The sequence below is a fragment of the Pseudomonas sp. St290 genome (assembly GCF_018325805.1).
Taxonomy (GTDB): Bacteria; Pseudomonadota; Gammaproteobacteria; order Pseudomonadales; family Pseudomonadaceae; genus Aquipseudomonas; species Aquipseudomonas bijieensis.
The window spans coordinates 2493630-2518364 of record NZ_AP014703.1 but is presented as its reverse complement, the minus strand read 5'-3'; the positions used below and the strand labels follow the sequence as shown (position 1 = coordinate 2518364).

At 57.0% G+C, this 24735-nt stretch carries 22 protein-coding genes; 10 read left to right on the top strand and 12 right to left on the bottom strand.

Translation table 11 applies throughout. The features are described from left to right. The first annotated feature begins 10 nt into the window (after positions 1-10). The 4 genes from pqqC (at position 11) to PBDP_RS11080 (ending at position 2965) form a co-directional block, all read left to right on the top strand. On the top strand, positions 11-763 hold the full coding sequence (gene pqqC / locus PBDP_RS11095; protein ID WP_212796444.1) for a pyrroloquinoline-quinone synthase PqqC: 753 nt from the start codon (positions 11-13) through the stop codon (positions 761-763). Beyond that, on the top strand, positions 760-1035 hold the full coding sequence (gene pqqD / locus PBDP_RS11090; RefSeq protein ID WP_212796445.1) for a pyrroloquinoline quinone biosynthesis peptide chaperone PqqD: 276 nt from the start codon (positions 760-762) through the stop codon (positions 1033-1035). Before pqqC ends, pqqD begins: the two co-directional genes overlap by 4 nt. Beyond that, a complete protein-coding gene (gene pqqE, locus PBDP_RS11085) occupies positions 1007-2176 on the top strand; it encodes a pyrroloquinoline quinone biosynthesis protein PqqE (protein WP_212802236.1) in 1170 nt (389 codons plus the stop codon). The genes pqqD and pqqE overlap by 29 nt, the downstream gene beginning before the upstream one ends. A 393-nt stretch (positions 2177-2569) precedes the next feature. Next, positions 2570-2965 (top strand): PA0061/PA0062 family lipoprotein, encoded by a 396-nt coding sequence (locus PBDP_RS11080; RefSeq protein ID WP_079302511.1) that lies wholly within the window; start codon positions 2570-2572, stop codon positions 2963-2965. 123 nt (positions 2966-3088) lie between these two features. Here PBDP_RS11080 and adeC read toward each other — a convergent pair whose 3' ends face one another. The 7 genes from adeC to PBDP_RS11045 all read right to left on the bottom strand — a co-directional run bounded on the left by adeC (position 3089) and on the right by PBDP_RS11045 (position 12887). Then, positions 3089-4513: an AdeC/AdeK/OprM family multidrug efflux complex outer membrane factor gene (gene adeC, locus PBDP_RS11075; RefSeq protein ID WP_212802235.1), complete on the bottom strand. Its 1425-nt coding sequence runs from the start codon at positions 4511-4513 to the stop codon at positions 3089-3091. Continuing rightward, positions 4510-7665 carry an efflux RND transporter permease subunit gene (locus PBDP_RS11070; protein ID WP_212796449.1) on the bottom strand — a complete coding sequence of 1052 codons (3156 nt, stop codon included), beginning with the start codon at positions 7663-7665 and terminating at the stop codon, positions 4510-4512. Before PBDP_RS11070 ends, adeC begins: the two co-directional genes overlap by 4 nt. A gap of 3 nt (positions 7666-7668) precedes the next feature. After that, positions 7669-8817, bottom strand: a complete 1149-nt coding sequence (locus PBDP_RS11065; RefSeq protein ID WP_212800646.1) for an efflux RND transporter periplasmic adaptor subunit — start codon at positions 8815-8817, stop codon at positions 7669-7671. Positions 8818-9247: 430 nt separating this feature from the next. Continuing rightward, a complete protein-coding gene (locus PBDP_RS11060; RefSeq protein ID WP_212802234.1) occupies positions 9248-10426 on the bottom strand; it encodes an XdhC family protein in 1179 nt (392 codons plus the stop codon). Positions 10427-10477: 51 nt separating this feature from the next. Next, on the bottom strand, positions 10478-11383 hold the full coding sequence (locus tag PBDP_RS11055) for a LysR family transcriptional regulator (protein ID WP_013692795.1): 906 nt from the start codon (positions 11381-11383) through the stop codon (positions 10478-10480). 102 nt (positions 11384-11485) lie between these two features. After that, positions 11486-11839: a cyclophilin-like fold protein gene (locus PBDP_RS11050; protein ID WP_079302510.1), complete on the bottom strand. Its 354-nt coding sequence runs from the start codon at positions 11837-11839 to the stop codon at positions 11486-11488. Between the two features lie 160 nt (positions 11840-11999). Continuing rightward, positions 12000-12887, bottom strand: a complete 888-nt coding sequence (locus PBDP_RS11045; RefSeq protein ID WP_212796450.1) for a LysR family transcriptional regulator — start codon at positions 12885-12887, stop codon at positions 12000-12002. A 188-nt stretch (positions 12888-13075) separates the two neighbouring features. On the opposite strand from PBDP_RS11045, the gene PBDP_RS11040 reads away from it, so the two are divergent. Genes PBDP_RS11040 through PBDP_RS11025 form a run of 4 tightly spaced genes read left to right on the top strand, consistent with a single transcriptional unit; the run spans position 13076 to position 17185 of the window. Beyond that, on the top strand, positions 13076-13966 hold the full coding sequence (locus tag PBDP_RS11040; protein WP_201005425.1) for an SDR family NAD(P)-dependent oxidoreductase: 891 nt from the start codon (positions 13076-13078) through the stop codon (positions 13964-13966). 22 nt (positions 13967-13988) lie between these two features. Further along, positions 13989-15152, top strand: coding sequence for an MBL fold metallo-hydrolase (locus tag PBDP_RS11035; RefSeq protein WP_249411848.1), 1164 nt, complete (start codon positions 13989-13991; stop codon positions 15150-15152). A gap of 3 nt (positions 15153-15155) precedes the next feature. Then, the gene (locus tag PBDP_RS11030; protein WP_201005427.1) at positions 15156-16472 is read left to right on the top strand and encodes an NTP/NDP exchange transporter; all 1317 of its coding nucleotides are present in this window, start codon (positions 15156-15158) and stop codon (positions 16470-16472) included. After that, entirely contained in the window at positions 16469-17185 is a 717-nt protein-coding gene (locus tag PBDP_RS11025; protein WP_236124252.1) for an NADPH-dependent F420 reductase, read from the top strand. The genes PBDP_RS11030 and PBDP_RS11025 overlap by 4 nt, the downstream gene beginning before the upstream one ends. A gap of 188 nt (positions 17186-17373) precedes the next feature. Here PBDP_RS11025 and PBDP_RS11020 read toward each other — a convergent pair whose 3' ends face one another. Genes PBDP_RS11020 through PBDP_RS11000 form a run of 5 tightly spaced genes read right to left on the bottom strand, consistent with a single transcriptional unit; the run spans position 17374 to position 22500 of the window. Beyond that, positions 17374-18147 carry an L-iditol 2-dehydrogenase gene (locus tag PBDP_RS11020; protein ID WP_212802233.1) on the bottom strand — a complete coding sequence of 258 codons (774 nt, stop codon included), beginning with the start codon at positions 18145-18147 and terminating at the stop codon, positions 17374-17376. Between the two features lie 57 nt (positions 18148-18204). Continuing rightward, positions 18205-19302: an ABC transporter ATP-binding protein gene (locus PBDP_RS11015; protein WP_013692787.1), complete on the bottom strand. Its 1098-nt coding sequence runs from the start codon at positions 19300-19302 to the stop codon at positions 18205-18207. A gap of 57 nt (positions 19303-19359) precedes the next feature. Then, complete coding sequence (locus tag PBDP_RS11010) at positions 19360-20193, bottom strand: carbohydrate ABC transporter permease (protein WP_013692786.1); 834 nt, start codon at positions 20191-20193, stop codon at positions 19360-19362. Between the two features lie 10 nt (positions 20194-20203). Continuing rightward, on the bottom strand, positions 20204-21130 hold the full coding sequence (locus tag PBDP_RS11005; RefSeq protein ID WP_013692785.1) for a carbohydrate ABC transporter permease: 927 nt from the start codon (positions 21128-21130) through the stop codon (positions 20204-20206). Between the two features lie 59 nt (positions 21131-21189). After that, the gene (locus PBDP_RS11000; RefSeq protein ID WP_212802232.1) at positions 21190-22500 is read right to left on the bottom strand and encodes an ABC transporter substrate-binding protein; all 1311 of its coding nucleotides are present in this window, start codon (positions 22498-22500) and stop codon (positions 21190-21192) included. 292 nt (positions 22501-22792) lie between these two features. Between PBDP_RS11000 and PBDP_RS10995 the strand changes: the two genes are divergently transcribed. Further along, positions 22793-23743 (top strand): AraC family transcriptional regulator, encoded by a 951-nt coding sequence (locus PBDP_RS10995; protein ID WP_212802231.1) that lies wholly within the window; start codon positions 22793-22795, stop codon positions 23741-23743. 61 nt (positions 23744-23804) lie between these two features. After that, the gene (locus PBDP_RS10990) at positions 23805-24719 is read left to right on the top strand and encodes a carbohydrate kinase family protein (protein ID WP_212802230.1); all 915 of its coding nucleotides are present in this window, start codon (positions 23805-23807) and stop codon (positions 24717-24719) included. The last annotated feature ends 16 nt before the right edge of the window (positions 24720-24735 follow it).

The window sequence follows — 24735 nt, the reverse complement described above, 5'->3', positions numbered from 1 at the left end:
AGCGCCCGAAATGACTGACACACCATTGACCACGGCAGAATTTGAAGCAGCCTTGCGCGCCAAGGGCGCGTATTACCACATCCATCACCCGTATCACGTGGCGATGTATGAAGGCCGCGCGACTCGCGAGCAGATCCAGGGTTGGGTCGCGAACCGGTTTTACTATCAGGTGAACATCCCGCTCAAGGATGCCGCGATCCTGGCCAACTGCCCGGATCGGGCGATCCGCCGTGAGTGGATCCAGCGCCTGCTCGACCATGACGGTGCTCCCGGCGAGGACGGCGGTATCGAAGCTTGGCTGCGGCTGGGCCAGGCGGTGGGCCTGGATCCCGATCAACTGCGCTCCCAGGAATTGGTGCTGCCAGGGGTTCGTTTTGCGGTGGATGCCTACGTCAACTTTGCCCGCCGGGCCAGTTGGCAGGAAGCAGCCAGCAGCTCGCTGACCGAACTCTTCGCGCCGCAGATCCACCAGTCGCGCCTGGACAGCTGGCCGCAGCATTACCCGTGGATCGACCCGGCCGGCTACCAATACTTCCGCACTCGTCTGAGCCAGGCCCGGCGTGATGTGGAGCACGGCCTGGCGATTACCTTGCAGCACTACACCACCCGCGCAGGGCAGGAGCGCATGCTGGAGATTCTCCAGTTCAAACTGGACATCCTCTGGAGCATGCTCGACGCCATGAGCATGGCCTACGAATTGAACCGTCCGCCCTATCACAGCGTGACCGGGCAACGGGTGTGGCACAAAGGGATCACCTTATGAGTTTCGACCGCAGCAAGACCCCGCGCTGGCGCCCCGGCTATCGCTTCCAGTACGAACCGGCACAGAAGGGCCATGTGCTGCTCTATCCTGAAGGCATGATCAAGCTCAACGACAGCGCGTCGCTGATCGGCGGCCTGATCGACGGCGAACGGGATGTCGCGGCCATCGTCGACGAGTTGGCGAAGCAGTTTCCCGACGTGCCGGAACTCGGTGACGACATCGAGCAATTCATGGAGGTCGCCCGTGCACAGCACTGGATCGAACTTGCCTGAGCCCACCGGGCTGCCGCCCAAGCCTGAAGTCGGCTTGCCGCTGTGGCTGCTGGCGGAGCTGACCTATCGGTGCCCGCTGCAATGCCCGTATTGCTCCAACCCGTTGGACTTTGCCGAGCAAGGCAAGGAGCTGAGCACCGAGCAGTGGTTCAAGGTGTTTCGCGAAGCCCGGGAAATGGGCGCCGCGCAATTGGGCTTTTCCGGCGGTGAGCCGCTGGTACGCCAGGACCTGGCCGAACTGATTGGCGAGGCGCGCAGGCTGGGTTTCTATACCAACCTGATCACCTCCGGCATCGGCTTGACCGAACAGAAAATCAGCGACTTCAAAAAGGCCGGCCTGGATCATATCCAGATCAGCTTCCAGGCCAGCGACGAGCAGGTGAACAACCTCTTGGCAGGCTCGAAGAAAGCCTTCGCGCAAAAGCTGGAAATGGCCCGGGCGGTCAAAGCCCACGGCTATCCGATGGTGCTGAACTTCGTCACCCATCGGCACAACATCGACAAGATCGACCGCATCATCGAGTTGTGCATCGCTCTTGAGGCGGATTTCGTCGAACTTGCCACCTGCCAGTTTTACGGCTGGGCGCAACTCAACCGAGTGGGTCTGCTGCCGACCAAGGAACAACTGGTCCGCGCCGAGCGTGTCACCAACGAATACCGCGCCAAACTGGAAGCCGCCGGCAATCCGTGCAAGCTGATCTTTGTCACGCCGGACTACTATGAAGAACGCCCCAAGGGCTGCATGAACGGTTGGGGCAGCATTTTCCTCACCGTCACGCCGGACGGCACCGCCCTGCCCTGTCACGGCGCCCGCCAACTGCCGGTGCAATTTCCCAATGTGCGCGACCACAGCATGCAGCACATCTGGTACGACTCGTTTGGCTTCAACCGCTTTCGCGGCTATGACTGGATGCCCGAGCCATGCCGTTCCTGCGATGAAAAAGAAAAGGACTTCGGCGGCTGCCGCTGCCAGGCGTTCATGCTCACAGGCGACGCCAGCAACGCCGACCCGGTGTGCAGCAAGTCCGAACATCACGGGGTGATTCTGCAGGCGCGTGAAGACGCCGAGCACGCCACGCAAACCATCGAACAATTGGCCTTTCGCAATGAACGAAACTCGCGCCTCATCGTTAAGGGCTGATCGTCTCAGCGACAGAAATGACTGACTGATCGACGATCGATTCGAACGGTAACGTCCGACACGCAGCAAATACCACGTGCGACACCTGAGGGATTCAAGTTCTCGGCGTCGCAGATGGCGCATCATTGGTGAATAAAGCTCAGCACTGCATCAATAGCTCACAGGCTAATCAATTAAAAAATAGCCTGTAGAATATCCCCATACCGACAACAAAATCATTCCAGATATCGAGTAGGCATCTTAGTCCTTGCCGTCCTCGATCATCTTGCGTCATCTGCACGCTCCCAAGCCAATGCGTTATTAGGCTGAAACAGCTTATTTAAACCTTCCCTATTTGACGGTTCAGAACAAGCTTATAGCTATTCTCGGACCCCCAAAAAATTCAGGACACTTATGAACCTTGCAAAACTTACAGCCTCTATCATTTTAATCACCGGACTGGCTGGCTGTGCGACTGAACTTCCGACGCTTAAGGATGGCGAGTCCATTGTCAATCTTCACGAGCAGATCGGTGATGAAATGCTGGCCAGACGCCTGGATACGCAACGCGCAGAGAACCTGACTTATTTCAAAGTATCGCCAGGGGCGCACACGATGGAAGTTGGGGTAGTTACCAAGGGCTACCAGGAGAGCCAACACCGCTGTGTTGCCACCCTGTCCTATGACAATTTTTTACCGAATGAACGTTACACCTTGATGGAAAGTAGTGCGGGGAAAGAAGTAAAGATTGAACTTATGGACAGTAAAGGTAATACCTTAGCTCAAACTGACAAGATGCCCTGCTTGTAATTAACAGTCGTGTAAATGACAGCACGGCGTCACCACTCAGCACGTAATATCATGATAGTGTCATTCACTGCTAATACAAAAACGCCCGGCCTATCGCCGGGCGTTTTTGTTTAGTCGTCATTCTCAGAGTTTTTGCACGCCCCGCTCGTCCCATCCGCCACCCAGTGCACGATACAAGTTCACTTCAGCCTGCAACTGCGCAAGGCGATCGTTAATCAGCCTTTGTTGGTTGCTAAACAGCGAGCGCTGCGCGTCCAAAAAGGTGAGGTTGCTGTCCACGCCGATTCGATAACGACGCTCGGCAAGCCGATAGTAATCCTGGCTGGCGTTGACGAGGTCATTCTGTGCCTGCAACTGATCGACGTAGGTTTTACGTGCGGTCAATCCGTCGGAGACTTCCTGGAAAGCGGTCTGGATAGCTTTCTCGTAGTTGGCCACGCCAATATCTTTCTGAATCTCCGAGTAATTCAGGCTAGCGCGTAACGCGCCTGCGTTGAAAATCGGCAAGCTGATGGTAGGGGTAAACGCCCAACTGCCTGAGCCGCTCTTGAACAACCCATCCAGATTCGCACTCGAGGTGCCGGCATTTGCCGTAAGGCTGATGCTAGGGAAAAACGCCGCCCGCGCCGCGCCGATGTTAGCGTTAGCGGCCAAGAGCGTATGCTCGGCGGCGAGGATATCGGGGCGACGGGTGAGTAAATCACTGGGCAGACCAGCCGGTACGTTGGCCAGCAGGTCGCCATCCAAGGACTGTGGCTCCGGCAAATCGGCGGGCAGTCCTGTACCGAGAAGAAGCACCAAAGCATTCTCGTCTTCGGCTACTCGGCGCTGGTAGTTTGCCAGGCTCGCCCGCGCACCTTGCACCGAGGTACGCGCCTGTGCGAGATCAAGCGCCGAAGCCACACCCACCTGATTACTGCGGGTGGTCAGACGTAAGCTCTCCTCGTAGGTGTCCAGCGTGTTCTCGGTGAGCCTGAGCAATTCACGGTCGGCTTGCCAGGTGAGATAGGCATTGGCCACGCTCGAAACGATGCTGATCTGGGTCGAGCGTCGGGCCTGGGCGGTAGACAAATAAGTTTCCAGTGCCTGCTGGCTTAGACTGGCGATGCGACCAAACAGATCCAACTCGTACGAACTGACTCCCAGGTTGACGTCATATTGGCTGGAAATACTGGCCTGACCGGACTGCGTCTGAGCGCTCGGCAGTCGCTGCCGTGTTCCGCTGGCGTTGGCGCCAATCGCCGGAAACAGGTCAGCTCTCTGGATTCGGTATTGCGCCCGGTACGCCTCAACGTTCAGTGCCGCGACCTTCAGGTCACGATTATTGATCAAGGCGGTCTGGATCAATCGCTGCAATGCCGGATCGTGGAAAAACTCGCGCCACCCCTGCTCCACAGCGGCCTGGTCGGCAGCGTTGGTTGCCTGATAGGCAGAACCCTGCGGATATTGCGCAGCAACTGGAGCCTGCGGTCGCTGATACTCAGGGATCAGTGAGCAACCACTCAGAACAGCGGCGCTGATCGCGAGACCGATTAAAGAGCGAGTCATTGGCCTGCCTCCTCACGCATAGCAGTTTCGTCCTGCTTCTTGCGGCTGCCTTTAAACAAGGTTGAAACGGAAACGAAGAACAGGGGAACCCAAAAAATCGCCAGAACGGTGGCCGTTATCATGCCGCCGATCACCCCCGTGCCGATGGCGTGCTGACTGCCAGAGCCGGCTCCGCTGGAAATGGTCAGAGGCAGCACACCGAGAATGAATGCCAAGGACGTCATGACGATCGGACGCAGACGCATACGACAAGCCTCGACCGTCGCTTCAAGCAACGGTTGACCTTTCTCATTCAATTCCTTGGCAAACTCGACGATCAGGATCGCATTCTTCGCCGCCAACCCCACCGTCACCAACAGACCCACTTGGAAGAACACGTCGTTGGACAGTCCCCGCAATGCCGTGGCCATCAGCGCGCCGATTACCCCAAGAGGCACGACCAAGATGACCGCAATCGGAATCGACCAGCTTTCATAGAGTGCCGCCAGACATAGAAACACGACGAGAATCGACAGCGCATACAGAGCAGGCGCTTGTGACCCTGAAAGACGCTCTTCATAGGACAACCCGGTAAAAGAGATGCCTACGCCGGGCGGCAGTTGCGCTGCAATTCGCTCGACTTCCGCCATCGCCTGGCCAGAGCTGTAACCCGGGGCGGGAGTCCCAAGAATTTGCTCGGCAGGGACGCCGTTGTAGCGTGACAGTTTTGGTGAGCCGAAGATCCACTCGGCACTCGCAAATGCCGAGAACGGGACCATCTGACCTTGGTTGTTACGCACGAACCATTTACTCAGATCCTCTGCGGTGCTGCGCGAGTCAGGTTGACCCTGTACATAAACCCGCTTAACTCGGCCGCGATCAACGAAATCGTTCACATAACTACTGCCGTATGCCACTGACAGCGTGGTGTTGATATCGGCCAGAGAAATGCCCATCGCCCGTGCACGCTCGTCGTCGATGGTCAGGTGGTACTGTGGCTCGTCGGCCAAGCCGTTTGGGCGAACACCGGCGAGGACCGGGCTCTGGGCAGCTAGCTCAAGAAACTTGCCGCGTGCCTCCATGAGTTTTTGATGACCCACGCTATCTTGGTCCTGCAGGTAGAAATCGAAGCCGGTGGCGTTACCCAACTCCAGTACCGATGGCGGAACCACCGCATATACCAGGGCGTCGCGGTACTTCAGGAACTCTTGCTGGGCACGCTGGGCAATTTTGAACACAGTATTGTCACTGTCTCGTTCATCCCATGGCTTCAGGTTGACGAACGCGATCCCTGAATTCTGCCCGCGGCCCGCAAAATTGAAGCCGTTAACAGTGAACACTGTAGCAACGGCTTTACCTTCTCCGTGCTCTTTGTCCAGCAGGTATTGAGTCATGCGATCAAGCACTTTTTGCGTGCTCTCAGCCGAGCTGTTGGCCGGCGTCTGCACCTGCGTGAAAATCAAACCCTGGTCTTCATCGGGCAGGAACGAGGTCGGTATCCGGGCGAACATCCAGATCGTGCCGGCGACGATTACCAGGTAAACCATAAAGCCCGGCACCCTATGCCGGATGATCTGGCCTACGCCCTGCTCATATCCGTTGACGCAGGCATCGAACCGTCTGTTGAACCATCCAAAAAAACCGCGCTTGGGCTGACCGTGCTTTGTCGGATCGATGGGCTTGAGCAGCGTGGCGCAAAGCGCCGGGGTGAATACCAAAGCAACAAATACCGAAAGCGCCATGGCCGATACGATAGTGATCGAGAACTGCCGGTAGATCACGCCAGTGGAGCCACCAAAGAAAGCCATGGGCAACAGCACCGCCGAAAGCACCAAGGCAATACCCACCAGCGCTCCCTGGATCTGCCCCATCGATTTGCGCGTAGCCTCCCTGGGTGACAGGTGCTCCTGCGCCATCACCCGTTCGACGTTTTCAACCACCACAATCGCATCGTCGACGAGTAATCCAATCGCCAGGATCATGCCGAACATGGTCAAGGTATTGATAGAGAAGCCGGCTGCGGCAAGGACGCCGAAGGTACCTAACAACACAACGGGCACTGTCAACGTCGTAATGATGGTGGCGCGCAGATTTTGCAAAAAAAGCAGCATGACCAGAAAGACCAGAACCACCGCCTCGCCCAGTGTATGCATCACTCCGCTGATGGATTCGGTGACCACCGGCGTCGTGTCATACGGGTACACCGCTTCAATTCCGGCCGGGAAGAATGGTTTCAGTCGGTCGACCGTGGCGCGAATCGCCTTGGCGGTATCAAGGGCGTTGGCGCCTGTGGCCAAGCGGATGGCGATACCCGAGGCAGGCTTGCCATTGGCTTGGGCGTTGATGCTGTAGTTTTCACCGCCCAAACTGATATCAGCCACATCACTCAGGCGCACCTGGGAGCCGTCGCTATTGACCTTAAGCAAAATGTCACCAAATTGCTCGGAGGTCTGCAGTCGCGTCTTGCCGATGATAGTTGCGGTAAACACCGTACCTTTGCGCGCAGGAAGACCACCGATCGTGCCCGAAGCCACCTGTACGTTCTGCGCCTCAATCGCCTCGGTCACGTCGACTGGCGTCAACTGGAACTGGTTCAGTTTGGCCGGGTCCAGCCAGACTCGCATGGCGTATTGCGTGCCCCAAATCTGAAAGTCGCCAACACCTGAAGTCCTCGAAATCGGGTCCTGGATATTTGAGACGATGTAGTTGGATAGGTCCTCCTTGGTGTGTTTTCCATCGGTGGAAACCAGACCGATGAACATCATGAAATTCTGTTGGAATTTTGTGACGCGCAGCCCTTGCTGCTGCACTTCCTGCGGCAACAGCGGCGTGGCTAGGTTCAGCTTGTTCTGCACCTGAACCTGGGCAATATCAGGGTTGGTGCCCTGGTTGAAAGTAACGATGATTCGCATGCTGCCATCGGCGTTACTCTCCGAAGAGATGTAGCGAAGGTTGTCGATGCCGTTCATCTGCTGTTCGATCACTTGCACGACCGTATCTTGCACTGTCTGCGCGGAAGCACCGGGATAAGAAACCTGAATCGCGACAGCGGGTGGTGCGATGTCAGGGTACTGATTGATCGGCAAATTGAGGATCGACAATGCCCCAACGAGCATGATGATCAGTGCAAGCACCCACGCGAAGATCGGTCTATCAATAAAATACTTCGACATGGTCTACTCCGCCTTAGCGCTGGTGTTTAGCGCTACAGGGGCTCTGTTCGCCTCATCTGTCATCGCTTCCTGAGCGACCACGGTGATCCCCGGCTTAATGAACTGAAGCCCTTCGACGATGATTTTTTCCCCGGCGCGCAAGCCGCTTTCCACCAGCACATTCGCACCGACGGTGCGGCCAACCTTGAGCTGGCGTTGCTCGACTTTGTTATCGGCGGTAACGACCATGGCGGTCGGGGTGCCCTTGAGATCCCGGGTCACACCAATCTGTGGAGCAAGAATGGCCTGCTCGGCGACCCCCTCCTGCAACCGCGCATGCACAAAAATCCCGGGCAGCAGCAAGTGATCGGGGTTGGGGAACACGGCGCGCAGGGTGACCGAGCCGGTTGCTTCGTCGACCGAGACTTCTGAAAACTCCAGCGAACCCTGCAGCGGATACTGGCTACCGTCCTGAAGTGTCAGGCTAACTTTCGCAGCCTTATCAGCAGTTTTCTGCAACTGCCCGCTTTCAAGAGCCCGACGCAGTTTGAGCACCTCGCCATAAGGCTGAGTGACATCGACATAAATGGGGTCGAGTTGCTGGATAATCGCAAGGGGGGCTGCTTGGCCATTAGAAACTAGCGCACCTTCGGTCACAGCCGAACGTCCAATTCGCCCGCTGATGGGCGCGAACATTTTGGTATATCTCAGATTGATCTGGGCGCCCTTGACTTGTGCCTCTGCCTGCATCTGCTGAGATCGAGCAGTGTCATACTCCTGCTTGCTCACCGCCTGCTCATCGATCAGTTGCCGATACCGGGTGGTCAGCGAGCGAGATTGCTCCAAACTGGCCTGCGCACTGGCGAGCGTCACCTCGTAAGTTGATGGATCGATCTGATAAAGCTGCTGACCAGCCTTGATATCCGCGCCTTCCTTGAACAAGCGTTTCAGGACGATGCCATCCACCTGCGGCCGAACCTCAGCAAGTCGATAGGCACTGGTACGCCCGGGCAGGTCGTTAAACAAGGTCACAGCCTGAGGTTTCAGGGTCACCACGCTGACTTGGGGGGCTTGCACCGGCGCAGTAGCAGCCTGCTCGTTGTTACATCCACTGAGCATCGTGGCAAAAGCAATGGCGGTTACCAAAGCAGGATAGATAGGCTTGAATGGCATAAAGTCCTCGAACACAGCGCTGAAAAATGCGCGCATGAGTTTGCAAACTGCCGCAGCACAGGCTGAAACAGCTGCTGGTGGCAATGGGAGAAAGAGTTCGGCAAGTACGCGCAAGAAGCGCGGTGCGAAGATCAAGCTTATTGACCGGGTTAATAAACCCGATGAGCCAATGCGCTGCGCATTGGATTGTTATGTAGGCATGCTAACAATCGAGGGGCCTGAGGATTAGCCCGACTTTACTGAAATCACCAATGAGTGATATTCAGCAATAAAATGGTTTCAGAATTTTGCAGATTACTCACAACGCTCTATATCCAGCGATTAACGCAGGACAGCATTTCGATTAGTGAGTTTTGATCAGCTTTGGCCTCTAATGCGTGCAGCGCATCGGCGAGGCTCATATCCTGCAGGAGCTTCCAACTCAAGTCTTCTACGACTCTGCCATGGATAATTCACGGGAACATCTGGGCTCAAGCTGACCAGTTTCGTGGATCGTTGACGTCCGCAACTTCAGACTTCCACCCGCTCGCCCATTCAGGACGGCCTGCATCTCCCCAAGCACCGCCATCGCTACACTTTCCGGGGTGTCCCCCCCCAAATCCAATCCCATTGGATAGTGCAATCGGTCCAGCGCAGGCAGGCTGTTTGTCTGTCGCGTTATTTCATCAAGCAGACGCTCGGTCCGATCACGCGGCCCGAGCTGACCGATGTAACGGGGATTACCTTGTAACGCGCCTTTCAACCAATGCGCATCCTGGCTCAGGCTATGGGACATTACCGCCACACACGCCCCCTCCACGAACTTTCGAAATTCGAAAGGCCCGCCTATATCGGCGCTCAACACCCGATCCGCTTCGGGAAAACGTTCCGGACGGGCAAAATGTGGGCGACTATCAACAACGGTGACATGCCACCCCAAGATTTTTGCGATCCGTACCAACGGCTGCGCATCATGGCCCGCCCCAAAGATCATCAGACGCGGTGGTGGCGCGACGTATTCTAGAAAAACCTCTACCTCTGCGTAGCCTTCGGTATAGCGTTGCCGCGTAGATTTTTGCTGGTCCAATGTGAGACGCAGATCAGCGGTAATTCGCTCGTTCAGTGCAGGATGGTAGAGTCCCCCGAAGGGCGCTGCGCCAGATTCCAGGAACACACGGTCTCCAACATCTGCACGGCTATTGCGTGAGCCCGCTATTACCGTTGCGATCGCCACGGGTCTCTGGTTGTTTCTTACTTTGCGTAACGCATCAAGCACAGCGCATTGCTTTGCAACTGGTATTCGCTCAAACAACACATACACCTTGCCGTTGCAGCCCAGCCCGAAACCAAGGGACTCTTCACCGCCCTCTTCGTCTGTGGCCTCAGCCGTGCTGTAGCTACGAATCACAGGGCCCGACTCACTTAGCCACCAAGCCTTTCGCACCACATCAGCCTCCAAACAGCCACCACTGATAGTGCCCTCCGGACGTCCATATTGTGAAACGAGCATGCGCGCCCCCGGACGGCGATACGCCGAACCCTCGACTTTCACAACGGTGGCGAGTACAGACTCTCGACCCTCGTTCTGCTCGGCCTGGATGGCATCGAGCAATGCGTTCAAACTGGACATATCAGATATCTCTCCCAAAGCGAATCCGGCGAAGTCGCTGTCGATCGCCAACTATCCAAGCGGGCGCAACTCTCTGATCAAGTCGATCAGCAAACGTAGCGTGATCGGCACCTGCCGGTAGCTTGAGTAATAGATATGGAAGCCTGGACCGACACTGACCCAATCCTCCAAAACCACTTGTAACGTTCCTTCTGCTATAAGCGGCGCGACAATGGGTTCGGCACAATAAGTCAGCCCGGCGCCCTGGGTGACCATGGCGAGCATCATCCGCGTCTCATCCAGCACCACATTACCGGACACTGGGATCTCTAATTTTTCCCCCTCTTTCTCAAACTCCCAGTTGTACATCCGGCCGTTGCCTAGCCGAAACCTTAAACAACTGTGCTGTTTCAAATCCTCGGGATGCAGCGGCATGCCACATCGGTCGAGGTAATCGGGGGTTCCTACCACGACCCATCGAACAGGGGGGGAAAGGCTTTGGGCAATCATGCCTTCAGGTACGGTAGCGCCGTACCTGATCCCAGCGTCGAAGCCTCCTTCAACAATGTCCACCATACTGTTGGTGGTTGAGACTTCCACTTCGATATCGGGATAACGATGAGCAAATGTCGATAAAACGGGTGCCAACAAAAGGAGCGCCGCGTCACTGAAAACATTCAGCCGTATACGACCAGTGGGCTCATCACGGAACTTATTCAACAACTCAATAGCCTGGTCGATTTTGTCGACAGGTTCGCTTATCAATGCCAGCAGTTCCTCACCGGCTGCCGTCAGGGTGACGCTGCGGGTCGTGCGATTGAGCAAACGAACCCCCAATCTCGCCTCCAGCCCCTTGATCGCATGACTCAGCGCAGATGCACTTATCCCTACTTCAACACCCGCACGACTGAAGCTGGAATGGCGGGCGACAGCTAAAAAGTAGATAAAATCGCCAAAGTTGGCACGAGTCAGCTGCATGAGTTCTCTGCCATTGGTGTGAAACGTATGAACGAAAGGACCTCTCCCGCCCCCTGCGCCACAGACAGTTTTTGCCGGCGTGGTTCTGACTGTTTTGGAGTATCACTCATCGACCAAGGTGATCGTTACTTCAAGGGACCCAGGACGCGCGAGTATTCCCAGGCCGGAATCAATCCTGCCGAGTTTGATAAGGTCGCTCGAATACTTGAACCCTTTATGAAAAATGGCGAGATTTCCCCAAGGCGCATAGAAGGCAATGTCACCCGCCGAAGGCGTGAACCCAGCTGGCGCGCCCTGTGTCGATAATGGCTCGGGCAGTACGCTGATCTTCTCGGTCGAGGCGTAGTCGTCCAGTGTCAGTTTCATCGGCAGCTGTTTAACGAAATCTATGGAGGAATCGTTGTTGTCGAGCGTTGCCGTAACCGGACCGCCTGAAACATCGATGCGTATTTTCATAGTTGCTCCACTTTGCTCCGATGGGCTGCGGGGCACGCCCTACCCCCGACCCGAATTGATCTGACAGCCAAATTGCTTTCCCGCCAGAAGGTATCAGCTGACAGAAAAACTGAAATACCTCGCAGCGATTGAAGTCATGAATGAGATTTATCAATCGTCCTTACACACGCAGTGCATTCATAACCAGCGTGAAGGCCCGCGACGGCTGCCTGCGACTTGGGTAATACAAATGGTACCCCGGGAAGGGGGCACACCAATCTTCCAGCACACGAACCAGGCGGCCATTTTCCAGATGCGGTGCGAATTCTTCTTCAGGAAGATAGGCGATGCCCAGGCCGGCCAAGGCTGCATCCACCATGCTGGGAGAGGTGTTGAAAACGAGCTGGCCATCCACTCGTACGTTTAACAGTTGGCCACGACGCTCAAACTCCCAAACGTATAGCCCCCCTGCTGTTTGCATACGCTGATTGATACAACTGTGCTTTAGCAGGTCCCGTGGATTTTTGGGCGTTGGATGCCTTTCGAAATACATCGGGGAGGCCGCAGCGGCCATGCGCAGTTGAGGACCGATGGGTACCGCAACCATATCCTTGTCGATGGTATCGCCCATACGCACGCCTGCATCGAAACGGTCGGCGACGATGTCTCGAAAACCATAATTGATATCGAACTCTATCTTGATATCCGGATAATCGAGCAAAAGCGGCGTGAGCTTGGGAAGCAAATGTGCTCGAAGAATGTGCTCACCACAGGTGATGCGCACGGTGCCGGCGGGTTTATCGCGCATCTCGGTCAGTTCGTCGAGTTCTGCCTCGATTTCGTCAAAGCGGTGACCAATGGCTTTTAGTAAACGCTCGCCCGCTGCCGTAGGCGATACGCTACGGGTGGTTCGTGTAAGCAAGCGAATCTCCAGCCTGGCCTCTAACCCGCTCATTGCCTGGCTGAGGGCAGATTGAGTCACGCCCAGTACGGAAGCTGCCCGCGTGAAGCTGCCTTCACGGGCAATCGTTACGAACGATAAGAGATCATTGAGGTTACGTCTGACCATCGCCCAAGTCTCTCATAAATCATTAATTAGCAGGCCTTATAGCCCCTTTAAGGACTGATTAGCTAGTCGCGCCGAAGGGGGCCGGTTACATTAACAACCTCTTTTTAACCAACCCTTCGTTATATTCAGCGCGAGCGATCGCCATGGCGCTTGGGACGAGAGGCGCGAAGCGACCCGAGGGGACGTGCATGGATCGTAGAGACTTTCTCATCAGAGGCGCCGGACTGGGTTCGGCGTTGATCGCAGGCTCACTTCTGGAAGCAACGGCATCCTGGGCAGAGGCCCCAACCAATTCCCGAAGGGAGGCTCCCGCGTCCAACGCACAACGGGACAACAGTGCAAGCGGCAAAGCCCGCGTATTCATTACCGGCTCGGCCGATGGACTGGGCCATGCCACCGCCAAGACCCTGCTTGCCCAAGGCCACGAGGTTGTCGTGCATGTGCGCTCCCCTGCCCGGTTGTCTGCCGTGCAAGAACTGGTGGACCAGGGCGCCATCGCCACAGTCGGCGACTTGGGCGATCTTGAACAGATTCGCGACCTTGCCCGTCAGGTCAATGCCATCGGCGCGATGGATGCCATTGTCCACAACGCTGGCATCCTCAGCGGGGCGCAACTGCTGGTCGTCAACGTCGTCGCCCCCTATATGCTCACGGCCCTGATTCAGCGCCCCAAGCGTCTGATCTACCTGAGTAGCAGCATGCATAGAGGGGGACGAGCCAGCCTGACGGGATTGGACTGGTCGGGCAGCACCCCCACAGGCAGCTATTCGGACAGCAAGCTCTTTGTAACCGCACTCGCAGCAGCCGTTGCGCGGTTGTACCCCGACGTCCTCAGTAATGCGGTCGATCCGGGCTGGGTCCCAACGAAGATGGGAGGTCCCAACGCACCTGACGATCTGCGCCTGGGACACCTGACCCAGGAATGGCTTGCCACCAGCAATGATCCTGAGGCACTCACCAGCGGCGGCTATTGGCACCATCAGCAACGCGAACAGCCGCATTCCGCGGTCCAAGACTCCCGATTCCAAGACTTGCTGCTGGCTGAACTCACGCGCGCCAGCGGCACGAACCTGTCGTGACCACCTCCACGGTAACTACTGCATGAAATTATTCTGGGGTCGTCTTCTAATGGCCGTTGTCGGTATCGCTCTGCTAGGCATCGTTGGCGCCTTCGCCTATTTACAGCAGCCGGTCTTCGGCGACCTGCCCAGCGGCGAGCGGCTGACGCGCATCGAACATTCGCCCAATCATGCCGACGGAGTGTTCCGCAACCAGATCGACACGCCCATGAAGACCACGGACCAATCCGAGATATCGATGTGGATGCAGACCCTTTTCGGGCAAGAGGGGCAGCCTCGACCGCCAAGCCCGATTCCCGCCGTCAAGACCGACCTCAAAGCACTCGACCCTACACAGGATATAGTCGTTTGGCTGGGCCATTCCTCCTACTTCGTGCAACTGGGCGGACAACGCATCCTGATCGATCCGGTGTTCAGCACTTACGCCGCGCCGATCCCCGGAGTGAACAAGGCATTCGAGGGCACCAGCCTCTACACGGCCGATGACATACCCGAGATCGACGCTTTGTTGATCAGCCACGATCATTACGATCACTTGGACTATCCAACCGTTCAGGCGCTTGAGCCCAAAGTCAGAAAGGTTATCGTGGGGTTGGGTGTAGGCGCTCATTTCGAGCGCTGGGGCTACGACATGGGAGTCGTACGTGAAGCCGACTGGAACGAAGTCATCGCGCTGACACCGAACGTCAGAGTCCACGTCACCACAGCTCGACACTACTCTGGACGCACCTTTACCCGCGATCAGTCTCTGTGGGTCGGCTTTGCACTTGTGTCTCCTGAGCAGCGGTTGTTTTTCAGTGGCGACTCGGGTTATGGCCCGCACTTTGCCGAGATCGGCCAGCGGCTGGGTCCGTTCGACTATGTCGCCATTGATGCCGGTCAGTACGATCCGCGCTGGGCAAATGTCCACATGAATCCGGAACAGGCCGCGCAGGCAGCCAAGGACCTGCGCGCCCGAGTGCTGATGCAGACGCATGTGGGCCGCTTCTCCATCGCCCCTCACGATTGGGATGATCCGTTCAAGCGCATGCAAGTCGCCAGTCAGGGGCAAACCTTCGCGCTGTGGACGCCCGAAATCGGCCGCACGGTCTACCTTGACGGCCGTGCGCAGTCGTTCACGGCATGGTGGGAAGACGACGCAGCGAAGACTCCGCCTCAGCTCGCGGCTGGAGCCAGGGAGGAGTAAGTCGTGCAATCTCCCTTATCGCTGTTGCAGCGCCAGGCCAAGGTGCGCCCCGAAGAAGCACCCGCAGTCCTGTGGTCGATGCTCTACGTCATCGCGCTATTTCTGGCGTATTACCTGTTGCGACCGATCCGCGACGAACTCGGTGTGGCCGGCGGGGTCCAGAACTTGCCCTGGCTATTCACTGGTACGTTGTTGGCGATGCTGGTAGCCAGCCCGCTGTTCGCGCTGGCCGTGCGCAAACTGCCACGCAAGCAGTTCATCGTCGTGGCCTATCGCTTCTTCGCTGCCAACCTGATGTTGTTTGCACTGCTGCTGCATCTCGCCGATCCACAGTGGCAGGTGTGGCTGGGACGTGCCTTTTTCATCTGGGTCTCGGTGTTTAACCTGTTCGTCGTCTCGGTGTTCTGGTCCTTCATGGTGGATATCTTCGACAGCGAGCAGGGCAAACGGCTGTTCGGGCAACTCGCGGCAGGAGCAACGATTGGCGGCCTATTGGGCTCGGCTATCACTTCCAGCCTGATCCAACAGTTGGACCGCTCCTGGCTGATGGTGATTGCCATCCTGTTTCTGGAAGTGGCGGTACTTGCATCACGCCGTTTATCTCGCCTTGCTCCGATGTTCAGCCACACCACACTCAAGGAAAACCCGGACCAGCCCTTGGGTGGCGGCATCTTTACCGGCATGGTCCACACGTTGCGTTCGCCCTACTTGGTCGGGTTGGCACTATTCATTCTGCTGTACTCGGTCACGTCGACTTTCTTGTATTTTCAGCAGGCCAGCATCGCCGAGTCCTCGTTCCCTGATCGTGCGGCCCGCACGGCGTTCTTTGCCAATATCGACCTGATCGTCAATGCGATCACACTGGTATTCCAGCTGTTCATCACCGGCAGGATGATCGCCACCGCGGGCATCGTGGCAACGCTGTGTGTCCTGCCGCTGGTCAGCCTGTTCGGCTTCGCTGCCTTGGCCGCCAGCCCTAGCGTCGCAGTCATCGTGGCCGCGCAGGTCGCCCGCCGGGTAGCGAACTTCGCACTGGCCAGACCCGCCAGGGAAATCCTGTTTACCTCCAGCACACGTGAAGATCGCTACAAAGCCAAGAACTTCATCGACACGGTCGTTTATCGTGGCGGTGACCAAATCGCCAGTTGGGGATACGCAAGCCTGATGGGCCTTGGCCTGACCCTGGCGCAGATTCCCATGATCTCGGTCCCCCTCTCAGCTATCTGGCTGGGCTTGAGTGTCTGGTTGGGACGAACCCACCTGAAGCAGGAACAGCGCGATGCTACGGTCTCACCATCATTGATTGAGGACAGGACATGAAGTCTACCCGCCGCTCCATAGTGAAATCCCTTGGCGTATTGGCCGCTCTGCCGTGGCTCATCCCCGCGAGTCGCGCCTTTGCGGTCGCGCCAACACGCATCGGCGTGATCGGTAGCGGATCGCTGGGCGGCACGGTAGGTCGGCTGTGGGTCGAGGCTGGACATGAGGTCATGTTCTCTTCCCGCCATCCAGAGCAATTGCAAGACATGGTTGAGGAGTTAGGGCCACGCGCTTCGGTCGGCCTGCCGATGGCGGCAGCGGAATTCGGCACCGTGCTTCTGTTGGCTATTCCGTTTGAAGCGCTGCCCCAGGTCGGGCGAGACCTGCACAGTGCCTACCGCGGCAAGATCGTTCTGGACTCCACCAATCCTTGGGGCACAAGCAGCAGCGATGTATACCGCGAAGCGCACAACCTGGGCGTTGCTCAAACCGTCGCGAAGTACATGATCGGCGCGCGACTGGTGCGCGCATTCAGTGCCGTCGATGCCACCGTGGTGGCAACGTCTGCCTCACGAGCGGGCGGGCGCATTGGCATGCCCATCGCCGGAGATGACGCCGAGGCCTTGCGGGTCGCCGCCGACCTGGTACGCGATGCTGGTTGCGACCCAGTCGTCGTGGGCAACCTGGCTGCCTCCGCCTCGTTCCAGCCGGGCAGGCCGGGTTTCCGCGCCCATCTGACCGCACCGGAACTGCGCCGCCTCCTCGGCCTGTAGTGCAGAGTTCTGGTGGCCGCGCAGATAAGCAAGAAACCTTGCTGCTAGCTCCCACCTCAACAATCGGCCTGTGGATCAAACTGCCAGGCTCTCATGAGTCGGGCAGTGTGATCGCGAGGAAGCTGAATCGAACCGCCGGGTGATCGGAAAATGTGCCGCTCTCCTGTCACCCGCCCCCCCTCCTGCACTCAGCTCATCCAGTTCCCGCCATCAACGTTGTACGTTTGTGCAACGATGTAATCGCTCTCCGAGCCCGCCAGGAAAATTGCCATTCCTACCAGATCCTCTGCCGTCCCCATTCTTCCATACGGAACCTCAAGGCCGACGAGCCGCTTCTTCTCACCCAGGGGTCGGTTCTCGTGTTTGGCAAAGAGCGCGTCGACACCGTCCCAGTGTTCGCCATCGACAACCCCCGGGGCAATCGCATTGACATTGATTTTGTGCTTGATGAGGTTAAGGCCAGAAGACTGTGTAAGGCTGATGACGGCCGCCTTGGTGGCGCAGTAGACGCCTACCAACGCCTCACCGCGGCGACCCGCCTGGCTGGCCATGTTGATGATCTTACCGCCATGCCCCTGACTGATCATCTGCTTCGCCGCTGCCTGAAGCGTGAACAGCGTCCCGCTGACATTGATTGCAAAAAGCTTGTCGTAGCTTTCCCGAGTGATCTCGGTGATCGGTGCAAGATCGAACAACGCCGCATTGTTCACAAGGATGTCCAGCTTTCCTGCGTAGGCAACGACCTCGGCGATCGCTGCATCAATGGACGCCTGGCGGGTAACGTCCATCTCCACCGCGTAAGCTTGCGGCCCAAGCTCGGAGGCCGTCGCTTGAGCTCTTTCCAAATTGATGTCGGCGATAGCGACCGTAGCGCCTTCACCGATATAGGCCTGGGCAAACGAGCGTCCAATACCGCGCGCGGAACCAGTGATCAAAGCGCTTTTACCTTCGAGACGTTTCATTGAATCTACCTTTGTGGTTCGTGGCGCGCTTCATCGAAAGAGCGCGCGTGATGGAAGTCAGGCCGCGCGTGATGCCGCAGGGCTTACCGAAAGACCGCTCTCATCAAATAGATGGCAATGAGCGACATCGAGGGTGAGATAACGCCGGGCGGCGTACGGCACTTCGCAATCCCCCTGGACACGTACCGTCAGGCTTTCTCCTGAATCGACATTCACGTGGCAGAAGGTATCGCTGCCCAGGCGCTCGGTGACATCCGTCGTGACCGGCACTTGGCCTTCAGCGCCCAGGGTCAAATGCTCCGGCCGTATCCCGATCGTCACGGATTGCCCAACCGACAACGCACTGCTGTCGCGTGGAATGAGCAAAGTGGTTCCAGAGGCGAATCTAACCTCCACCCCCGATGCATGCACGGCATGCACAGTCGCCTGCAAGAATCCCATTTTTGGTGTCCCAAGGAAGCCGGCAACGAACAGGTTGGCAGGGTGATGGTAGAGCTCGAGCGGCGAACCAATCTGCTCGATCCGCCCAGCGTTCAGCACAACGACCTTGGTGGCGAGCGTCATGGCTTCGACCTGGTCATGGGTCACGTAGATCATGGTCGCCTGCAGCTCCTTATGCAGTCGGGACAGCTCCAAGCGCGTCTGTACACGCAGCGCAGCATCAAGGTTCGACAGTGGCTCATCGAAAAGGAAAATTTTCGGGTTTCGGACAATCGCACGCCCAATAGCGACTCGTTGGCGCTGACCACCTGACAACTGCTTAGGCTTGCGGTCGAGCAGAGAACCAAGTTCGAGAATCCTTGCGGCCTCGGCGACCTTCCTTTCCACATCCGGCTTCTTCTCACCGGCCAGATCCAAGGCAAATGACAAATTCTTGCGTACCGTCATATGCGGATACAGAGCATAGGTCTGGAATACCATGGCCAGGTCTCGTTTGGCAGGAGTCACCTCAGTGATGTCTCGGCCGTCGAGCTCGATCGTGCCGCTCGTGACGTCTTCCAAACCTGCAATCAGGCGCAACAGGGTCGACTTGCCACACCCCGACGGCCCTACGAACACCACAAATTCCTTGTCCTTAACCTCGAGATCGATGCCCTTGATGATGGACAGTCCCTCGAAACCTTTCTTGAGATTTTCTATTTTCAAAGTGGCCATGCGTAAAGTCCTGTATGAAATTGGAGCCTTCGCGAAATCATTGAATGCTCGACGTCGTCATTTGACGGCGCCAAAGGACAGCCCACGAACCAATTGCTTCTGACTGATCCAGCCGAAGATCAAGATAGGTGCGCAGGCCAATGTGGAAACCGCGGAAAGCTTCGCCCAGAACAGACCCTCAGGGCTCGAGTAGGAAGCGATCAGTGCGGTCAGAGGTGCGGCGCTGGAGCTCGTCAGGTTGAGCGACCAGAAGGCCTCGTTCCAGCACAGGATCATCGACAGCAGCATGGTCGAGGCCAGCCCACCCTTGCTGATGGGCAGCAGCACGCGCAGCATCTCCTGCCCCAGGGTCGCGCCGTCCAGCCTGGCCGCCTCCAGAATCTCCCGGGGGATGTCTTTGAAGTACGTGTAAATCATCCACACCACGATGGGCAGGTTGATCAGGGTGTAGATCACGATCAGCGCGATCCGGGTGTCCAGCAACCCCGCCCCCTTCGCCAGAAGGTAGATAGGCATGAGCACCCCAACTGGAGGAAGCATCTTGGTCGATAGCATCCAAAGCAGCGTCTGCTTAGTGCGCTTGGTCTCATAGAACGCCATTGAGTAGGCCGCCGGCACCGCGATCAGCATGCACAACGCTGTAGCGGAGAAGGAAATCAGCACCGAGTTCCACGCGAAGTGGAAGTAGTCACTGCGCTCCTGGATGTGCAAGTAATTCTCCAGCGTAGGCATGAAGATGAACTGTGGCGGCGTAGCGAAGGCGTCGATCTCGGTCTTGAAACTGGTAAGCACCATCCAAAAGATCGGAAAGAACAACAGCAAAGCGGTGACCCAGGCCAAGGTGCCGAGCAGTACGCTTTGCAGAGACCGGGATTGTTTAAGCGTCATCATGGCGTTGTCCTCAGGCTTTGTCGGTCAGGTTCTTGCCAATCATGCGCACCAGCACAATCGCCGCGATGTTAGCGATCACCACCGCAATCAGACCACCGGCCGAGGCCATGCCCACATCGAACTGCACCAGCGCCTGGTTGTAGATCAGATAGGCGAGGTTGGTCGAAGCGAACCCAGGTCCGCCATTTGTCGTGGTGAAGATTTCTGCAAATACCGACAGCAGGAAAATCGTCTCGATCATCACCACCACCGCGATGGGCCTGGCCAAATGTGGCAGGGTCAGATGCCAGAAGATGGCCAGGGCACCCGCCCCATCCAATCGAGCGGCCTCTTTCTGCTCTTGATCGAGCGACTGCATGGCTGTCATCAGCAACAAGATCGCAAAAGGCAGCCACTGCCAGGAAACGATGACGATGATCGAGAAGAGTGGGTAATGAGCTAGCCAATCGACGGGCTGTGCCCCGAAGAACTTCCATACCGCCGCGAGGATCCCGGAGACAGGGTGGAAGATCAGGTTCTTGAAGATCAGCGAACCCACGGTCGGCATGATAAAAAACGGCGAAATGAGCAGCACCCTGACTATGCCGCGTCCAAAGAACTCGCTTGCCTCAAGCAAGGCTGCAATCAAGACACCAAAAATCACGCTGATCAGCAGCACGCTGCCCACCAATATCAACGTGTTAAGCGCTCCGGGAAGAAAACCCGAATCTGTCACGAAATAAGCAAAGTTCTCCAGGCCAACGAACTCGTTTTCCCCTGGATTGAGCAGGTTGTACCGGATCACCGAAAAATAAACGGTCATGGCCAGCGGCACGATCATCCAGAGCAACAAAAGTGCAACCGATGGCGACACCAGAAACCATCCTGGATTGATCAAACGGCGTGCGCGTGATGGCGCCGAGGCCGCAAGCTGGGCTCGAATAATGGACGTGTTCATGATTATTTACCTGTGCGGCTGTGACCGCCGGCGCTAAGCCGGCGGAGGTAAGGGGCTATTTATTTTTTGGGATAGCCCGCACGCTTCATCTCGCGCTCGGTTGTGGACTGGGCAGAAGCCAGCGCTTGCTCAACCGACATTTGTCCTGTCAATGCTGCGGAGAAAAGCTTGCCTACCGATGTACCGATCGACTGAAACTCGGGGATCACCACGTATTGAATGCCCACGTACGGAACAGGTTTGGCTGAAGGCTGCGACGGGTCAGCGTGCTTCATCATTTGCAACGTTACCTGAGCAAACGGCGCGGCCTTGAGGTAAGCGTCACTGTAGGTCGAGATGCGTGTACCGGGTGGCACGTTCGTGATGCCATCCTTATCGGTCACTAGCTGGATGTACTCTTTGGAGGTGGCCCAGGTGACGAACGATTTGGCGGCCTCTTTGTGCTTGGAGGTGGCAGGAATTGCCAATGACCAGGCGTACAACCACGAGGCCCCCTTGTCGGTAACCTCAATAGGCGCAGGCGCGAAACCTACGCTGTCCACCACACGGCTCTGCTCCTTATCGGTGGTGAAAGATCCAGCCACGCTTGCATCAACCCAAATCGCGCATTTTCCACTGTTGAAAAGGGCCAGTGTTTCGTTGAACCCGTTACTGGATACTCCCGGAGGGCCGTATTTCTTCAGGGTATCAACATAAAACGTCGCTGCGGCCTTCCACTCAGGACCATTGAGTTCAGGCTGCCATTTCTCATCGAACCAGCGCGCCCCGAAGGCATTGGCCATCGTGGTAAGCAAGGCCATGTTTTCGCCCCAACCAGCTTTGCCACGCAAGCACATGCCATATTGATCCTTCGAAGGATCATTGAGCTTGGCAGCGAACTCGCCCAGTTGCGACCAGGTCGGCTGCCCCGGCATCGTCAGCCCTGCCGCCTTGAACAGATCGGTGCGGTAGTACGTGATGGTGCTTTCGCCGTAGAACGGCAGTGCGTAGAGCGTATCGTTAACAGAAAGGCCCTGACGTACGGCAGGAAAGATATCGTCGACGTCGTAGCCGGCCGGGAGGTCCTTCATCGGCTCTAGCCAGTTCTTAGCACCCCACATCGGGGTCTCGTAGGTGCCAATGGTCAACACGTCGAACTGACCACCTTGAGTGGCAATGTCAGTGGTCAGGCGCTGACGCAGAACGTTCTCTTCGAGCACGACCCAGTTCAGTTTGATGTCGGGATGCTGCTGCTCGAAGACCTTGGATAGCCGTTGCATTCGGATCATGTCACCGTTGTTGACCGTCGCGATGGTCAGCGTCTCAGCGGCATGGCTGGCAAGGGCGAATGACAGACCAGTAGAAAGAATTAGCGCATTCGTAATCTTCATGGGGCTCTCCACTCCAAGCCAGATGACCGGAGCTATTATTGTTGTTGTTCACCACTTGTGAGCAAAACAAGACCGCATTGCAGTGGTGGGCGAATTGATTAGATCACCTACCCGCCCCGCCCTCAAACGAATCGCGGACGCCGAATCGATACTTTTTTGATCGCGACAACCGGCAGCCACAAGGGTTAAAAAAGTATCAACAAGCTGCAATAGTTGGGCTAGCAGTGCCGGATGAATTCGGCGTATGGTTGGCGCATTCGATCCACCCCATAACTATAAAAAGGGGCACGAGATGCCTGATAACCGCGCTGCCTTGTTCGAGCACCGACCAGCCGACCTTGAAGTCATCCTTCCTGAACCCGATCAGAGCTTTCGATGGTACGAGCACGACTATCCATACGCCCTCGCCCGCTGGAACCACCATCCGGAATATGAAATCCACCTGATTCGACAAGGAAGTGGCAAGCTTTTGGCTGGGGATTACATCGGGCCCTTCACCGCAGGACATGTCGCACTTATTGGCCCAGGTCTTCCCCATGATTGGATGGGAGATATTGCGCCGGGAGAACAGCTCGTAGGCCGCGACGTAGTTCTGCAGTTTGATGGCGCTGCCCTGCTCGACCTCCGAGGCTCATTGCCTGAGCTATCGGAGCTGAAAACGCTGTTTGAGCTGGCACAACGTGGGATCGAGTTTACTGGAGGGACGGCCGTCGAGGCCGCTTTGCTGCTTGAGAGAATCGGCGAGGCGACGGGGCTTCAGCGCCTGATCATGTTCCTGCAATTGATAGGCACCCTCGCAAGGGCGCCAAAGCGCGAAATTCGGGTATTGGCCAGCGCCTGCTACTCGCCTTCGTTGAACGAGCGCAGCTCGGAGCGAATTAATCAGGCATTCGACTACTTGATCAATGAGCTCACGTCTGACGTCCGGCTATCTGTCATCGCCGAGCGAGTTGGGATGAGCGAGGCCGGTTTTTCACGCTTTTTCAAACGAATCACTGGCCACGGATTCATGGACCTGATGCGCAAGCTGCGCATCCAGCGTGCATGTCGGCTACTCGTCCAGACACAGCTCTCGGTCGCCGAAATCTGCTTCGAGGTTGGCTACGAAAACGTCTCCAATTTCAATCGCCACTTCCGTCATGAAATGCATCAGACCCCGAGCGACTACCGGCGTACTACTGCCGTGAAGCTCTTCAACCGAGACAGTCTTCACCCATCGCTACCGATCACGCAGGTGCGGTGAGACCGCGCCTATCGATGTGACGCACGATAGTGTCCCCAGCCTGATACAAGAGAGAATGAATATGCAATTGCCGAGCGTTGTTGTGTTTGGTGAAGCACTGACCGACGTGGTTCAACACTCGCCCGGACGGTGGCAGGGCTATCCAGGTGGCGCGCCCTGGAACGTGGCCCGCGCAATGAGCCGCCTCGGCGTGCCCACTGCATTCGCCGGCTCGATCAGTACCGACTCATTGGGCGATGAGCTCGCCCAGCAATCGAAGGCTGCCGGTCTGGACATGAGATTCCTCCAGAGAGTCGACGCGGACCCTCTGGTAGCGATCGTGCCCTCCAGCCACCCTCCCCGGTATTTCTTTGCGGGCGAGGCCGATCTACTTTTTGATGTGAACCAACTCCCGGCAGGTTGGTTGGATGCGGTTCGACTCTGTCACTTCAGCTGTATCAGCCTTGCCCGTCAGCCATTGGGGGACAGGCTTGTTGAGGTGGCCAGGAGGGTGAAGGAAGAAGACAAGCTGATTAGCTATGACCCGAACTGGCGCAACCTGATGGACACCCGCTACCGCGAGCTGACTTTCCCGGCCATGGTGGAGCTTGCAGACATCATCAAGCTCTCGGATGAGGATCTTCGCCAGATATACCCTGGATTGAACGAAGAACAGGCGCTTCACACGTTGCGGACGATGAATGCTAGTGCGCAGATTCTTTTCACCCGTGGAGCGAAAGGTATGGCGTTGTATGCTGCCGACGTGAAGTTTGAACAGCCCGCGATCGCCGTTGAGGTCGCTGATACGGTGGGTGCCGGCGATTCGAGTATGGCCGGATGGCTGGCCTCGACGTTGTTAGGCATCCAAGAGCCCCATGCACGATTGGAGTTCTCCGCTGCTTGTGCGTCGGTGTCTTGCTCGCATGCTGGGGCTTACGCGCCTAGTCGTGAAGAGGTGGAGGATTTGCTATCTAAACGCATGCAACATCAGCGCTGAAGTTCTCGTTGAATAC

What these genes read in the sequence shown, in the direction of transcription:
- PBDP_RS11020 (WP_212802233.1), bottom strand. Translation starts at nt 18,147, where the DNA reads ATGAAACGTCTCGAAGGTAAAAGCGCTTTGATCACTGGTTCCGCGCGC.
- pqqC (WP_212796444.1), top strand. Translation starts at nt 11, where the DNA reads ATGACTGACACACCATTGACCACGGCAGAATTTGAAGCAGCCTTGCGC.
- PBDP_RS11070 (WP_212796449.1), bottom strand. Translation starts at nt 7,665, where the DNA reads ATGTCGAAGTATTTTATTGATAGACCGATCTTCGCGTGGGTGCTTGCA.
- PBDP_RS11025 (WP_236124252.1), top strand. Translation starts at nt 16,469, where the DNA reads ATGAAGTCTACCCGCCGCTCCATAGTGAAATCCCTTGGCGTATTGGCC.
- PBDP_RS11050 (WP_079302510.1), bottom strand. Translation starts at nt 11,839, where the DNA reads ATGAAAATACGCATCGATGTTTCAGGCGGTCCGGTTACGGCAACGCTC.
- adeC (WP_212802235.1), bottom strand. Translation starts at nt 4,513, where the DNA reads ATGACTCGCTCTTTAATCGGTCTCGCGATCAGCGCCGCTGTTCTGAGT.
- PBDP_RS10995 (WP_212802231.1), top strand. Translation starts at nt 22,793, where the DNA reads ATGCCTGATAACCGCGCTGCCTTGTTCGAGCACCGACCAGCCGACCTT.
- PBDP_RS11080 (WP_079302511.1), top strand. Translation starts at nt 2,570, where the DNA reads ATGAACCTTGCAAAACTTACAGCCTCTATCATTTTAATCACCGGACTG.
- PBDP_RS11055 (WP_013692795.1), bottom strand. Translation starts at nt 11,383, where the DNA reads ATGCAGCTGACTCGTGCCAACTTTGGCGATTTTATCTACTTTTTAGCT.
- PBDP_RS11045 (WP_212796450.1), bottom strand. Translation starts at nt 12,887, where the DNA reads ATGGTCAGACGTAACCTCAATGATCTCTTATCGTTCGTAACGATTGCC.
- PBDP_RS11065 (WP_212800646.1), bottom strand. Translation starts at nt 8,817, where the DNA reads ATGCCATTCAAGCCTATCTATCCTGCTTTGGTAACCGCCATTGCTTTT.
- PBDP_RS11000 (WP_212802232.1), bottom strand. Translation starts at nt 22,500, where the DNA reads ATGAAGATTACGAATGCGCTAATTCTTTCTACTGGTCTGTCATTCGCC.
- PBDP_RS11035 (WP_249411848.1), top strand. Translation starts at nt 13,989, where the DNA reads ATGAAATTATTCTGGGGTCGTCTTCTAATGGCCGTTGTCGGTATCGCT.
- PBDP_RS11010 (WP_013692786.1), bottom strand. Translation starts at nt 20,193, where the DNA reads ATGATGACGCTTAAACAATCCCGGTCTCTGCAAAGCGTACTGCTCGGC.
- PBDP_RS11005 (WP_013692785.1), bottom strand. Translation starts at nt 21,130, where the DNA reads ATGAACACGTCCATTATTCGAGCCCAGCTTGCGGCCTCGGCGCCATCA.
- PBDP_RS11015 (WP_013692787.1), bottom strand. Translation starts at nt 19,302, where the DNA reads ATGGCCACTTTGAAAATAGAAAATCTCAAGAAAGGTTTCGAGGGACTG.
- pqqD (WP_212796445.1), top strand. Translation starts at nt 760, where the DNA reads ATGAGTTTCGACCGCAGCAAGACCCCGCGCTGGCGCCCCGGCTATCGC.
- PBDP_RS10990 (WP_212802230.1), top strand. Translation starts at nt 23,805, where the DNA reads ATGCAATTGCCGAGCGTTGTTGTGTTTGGTGAAGCACTGACCGACGTG.
- PBDP_RS11060 (WP_212802234.1), bottom strand. Translation starts at nt 10,426, where the DNA reads ATGTCCAGTTTGAACGCATTGCTCGATGCCATCCAGGCCGAGCAGAAC.
- PBDP_RS11040 (WP_201005425.1), top strand. Translation starts at nt 13,076, where the DNA reads ATGGATCGTAGAGACTTTCTCATCAGAGGCGCCGGACTGGGTTCGGCG.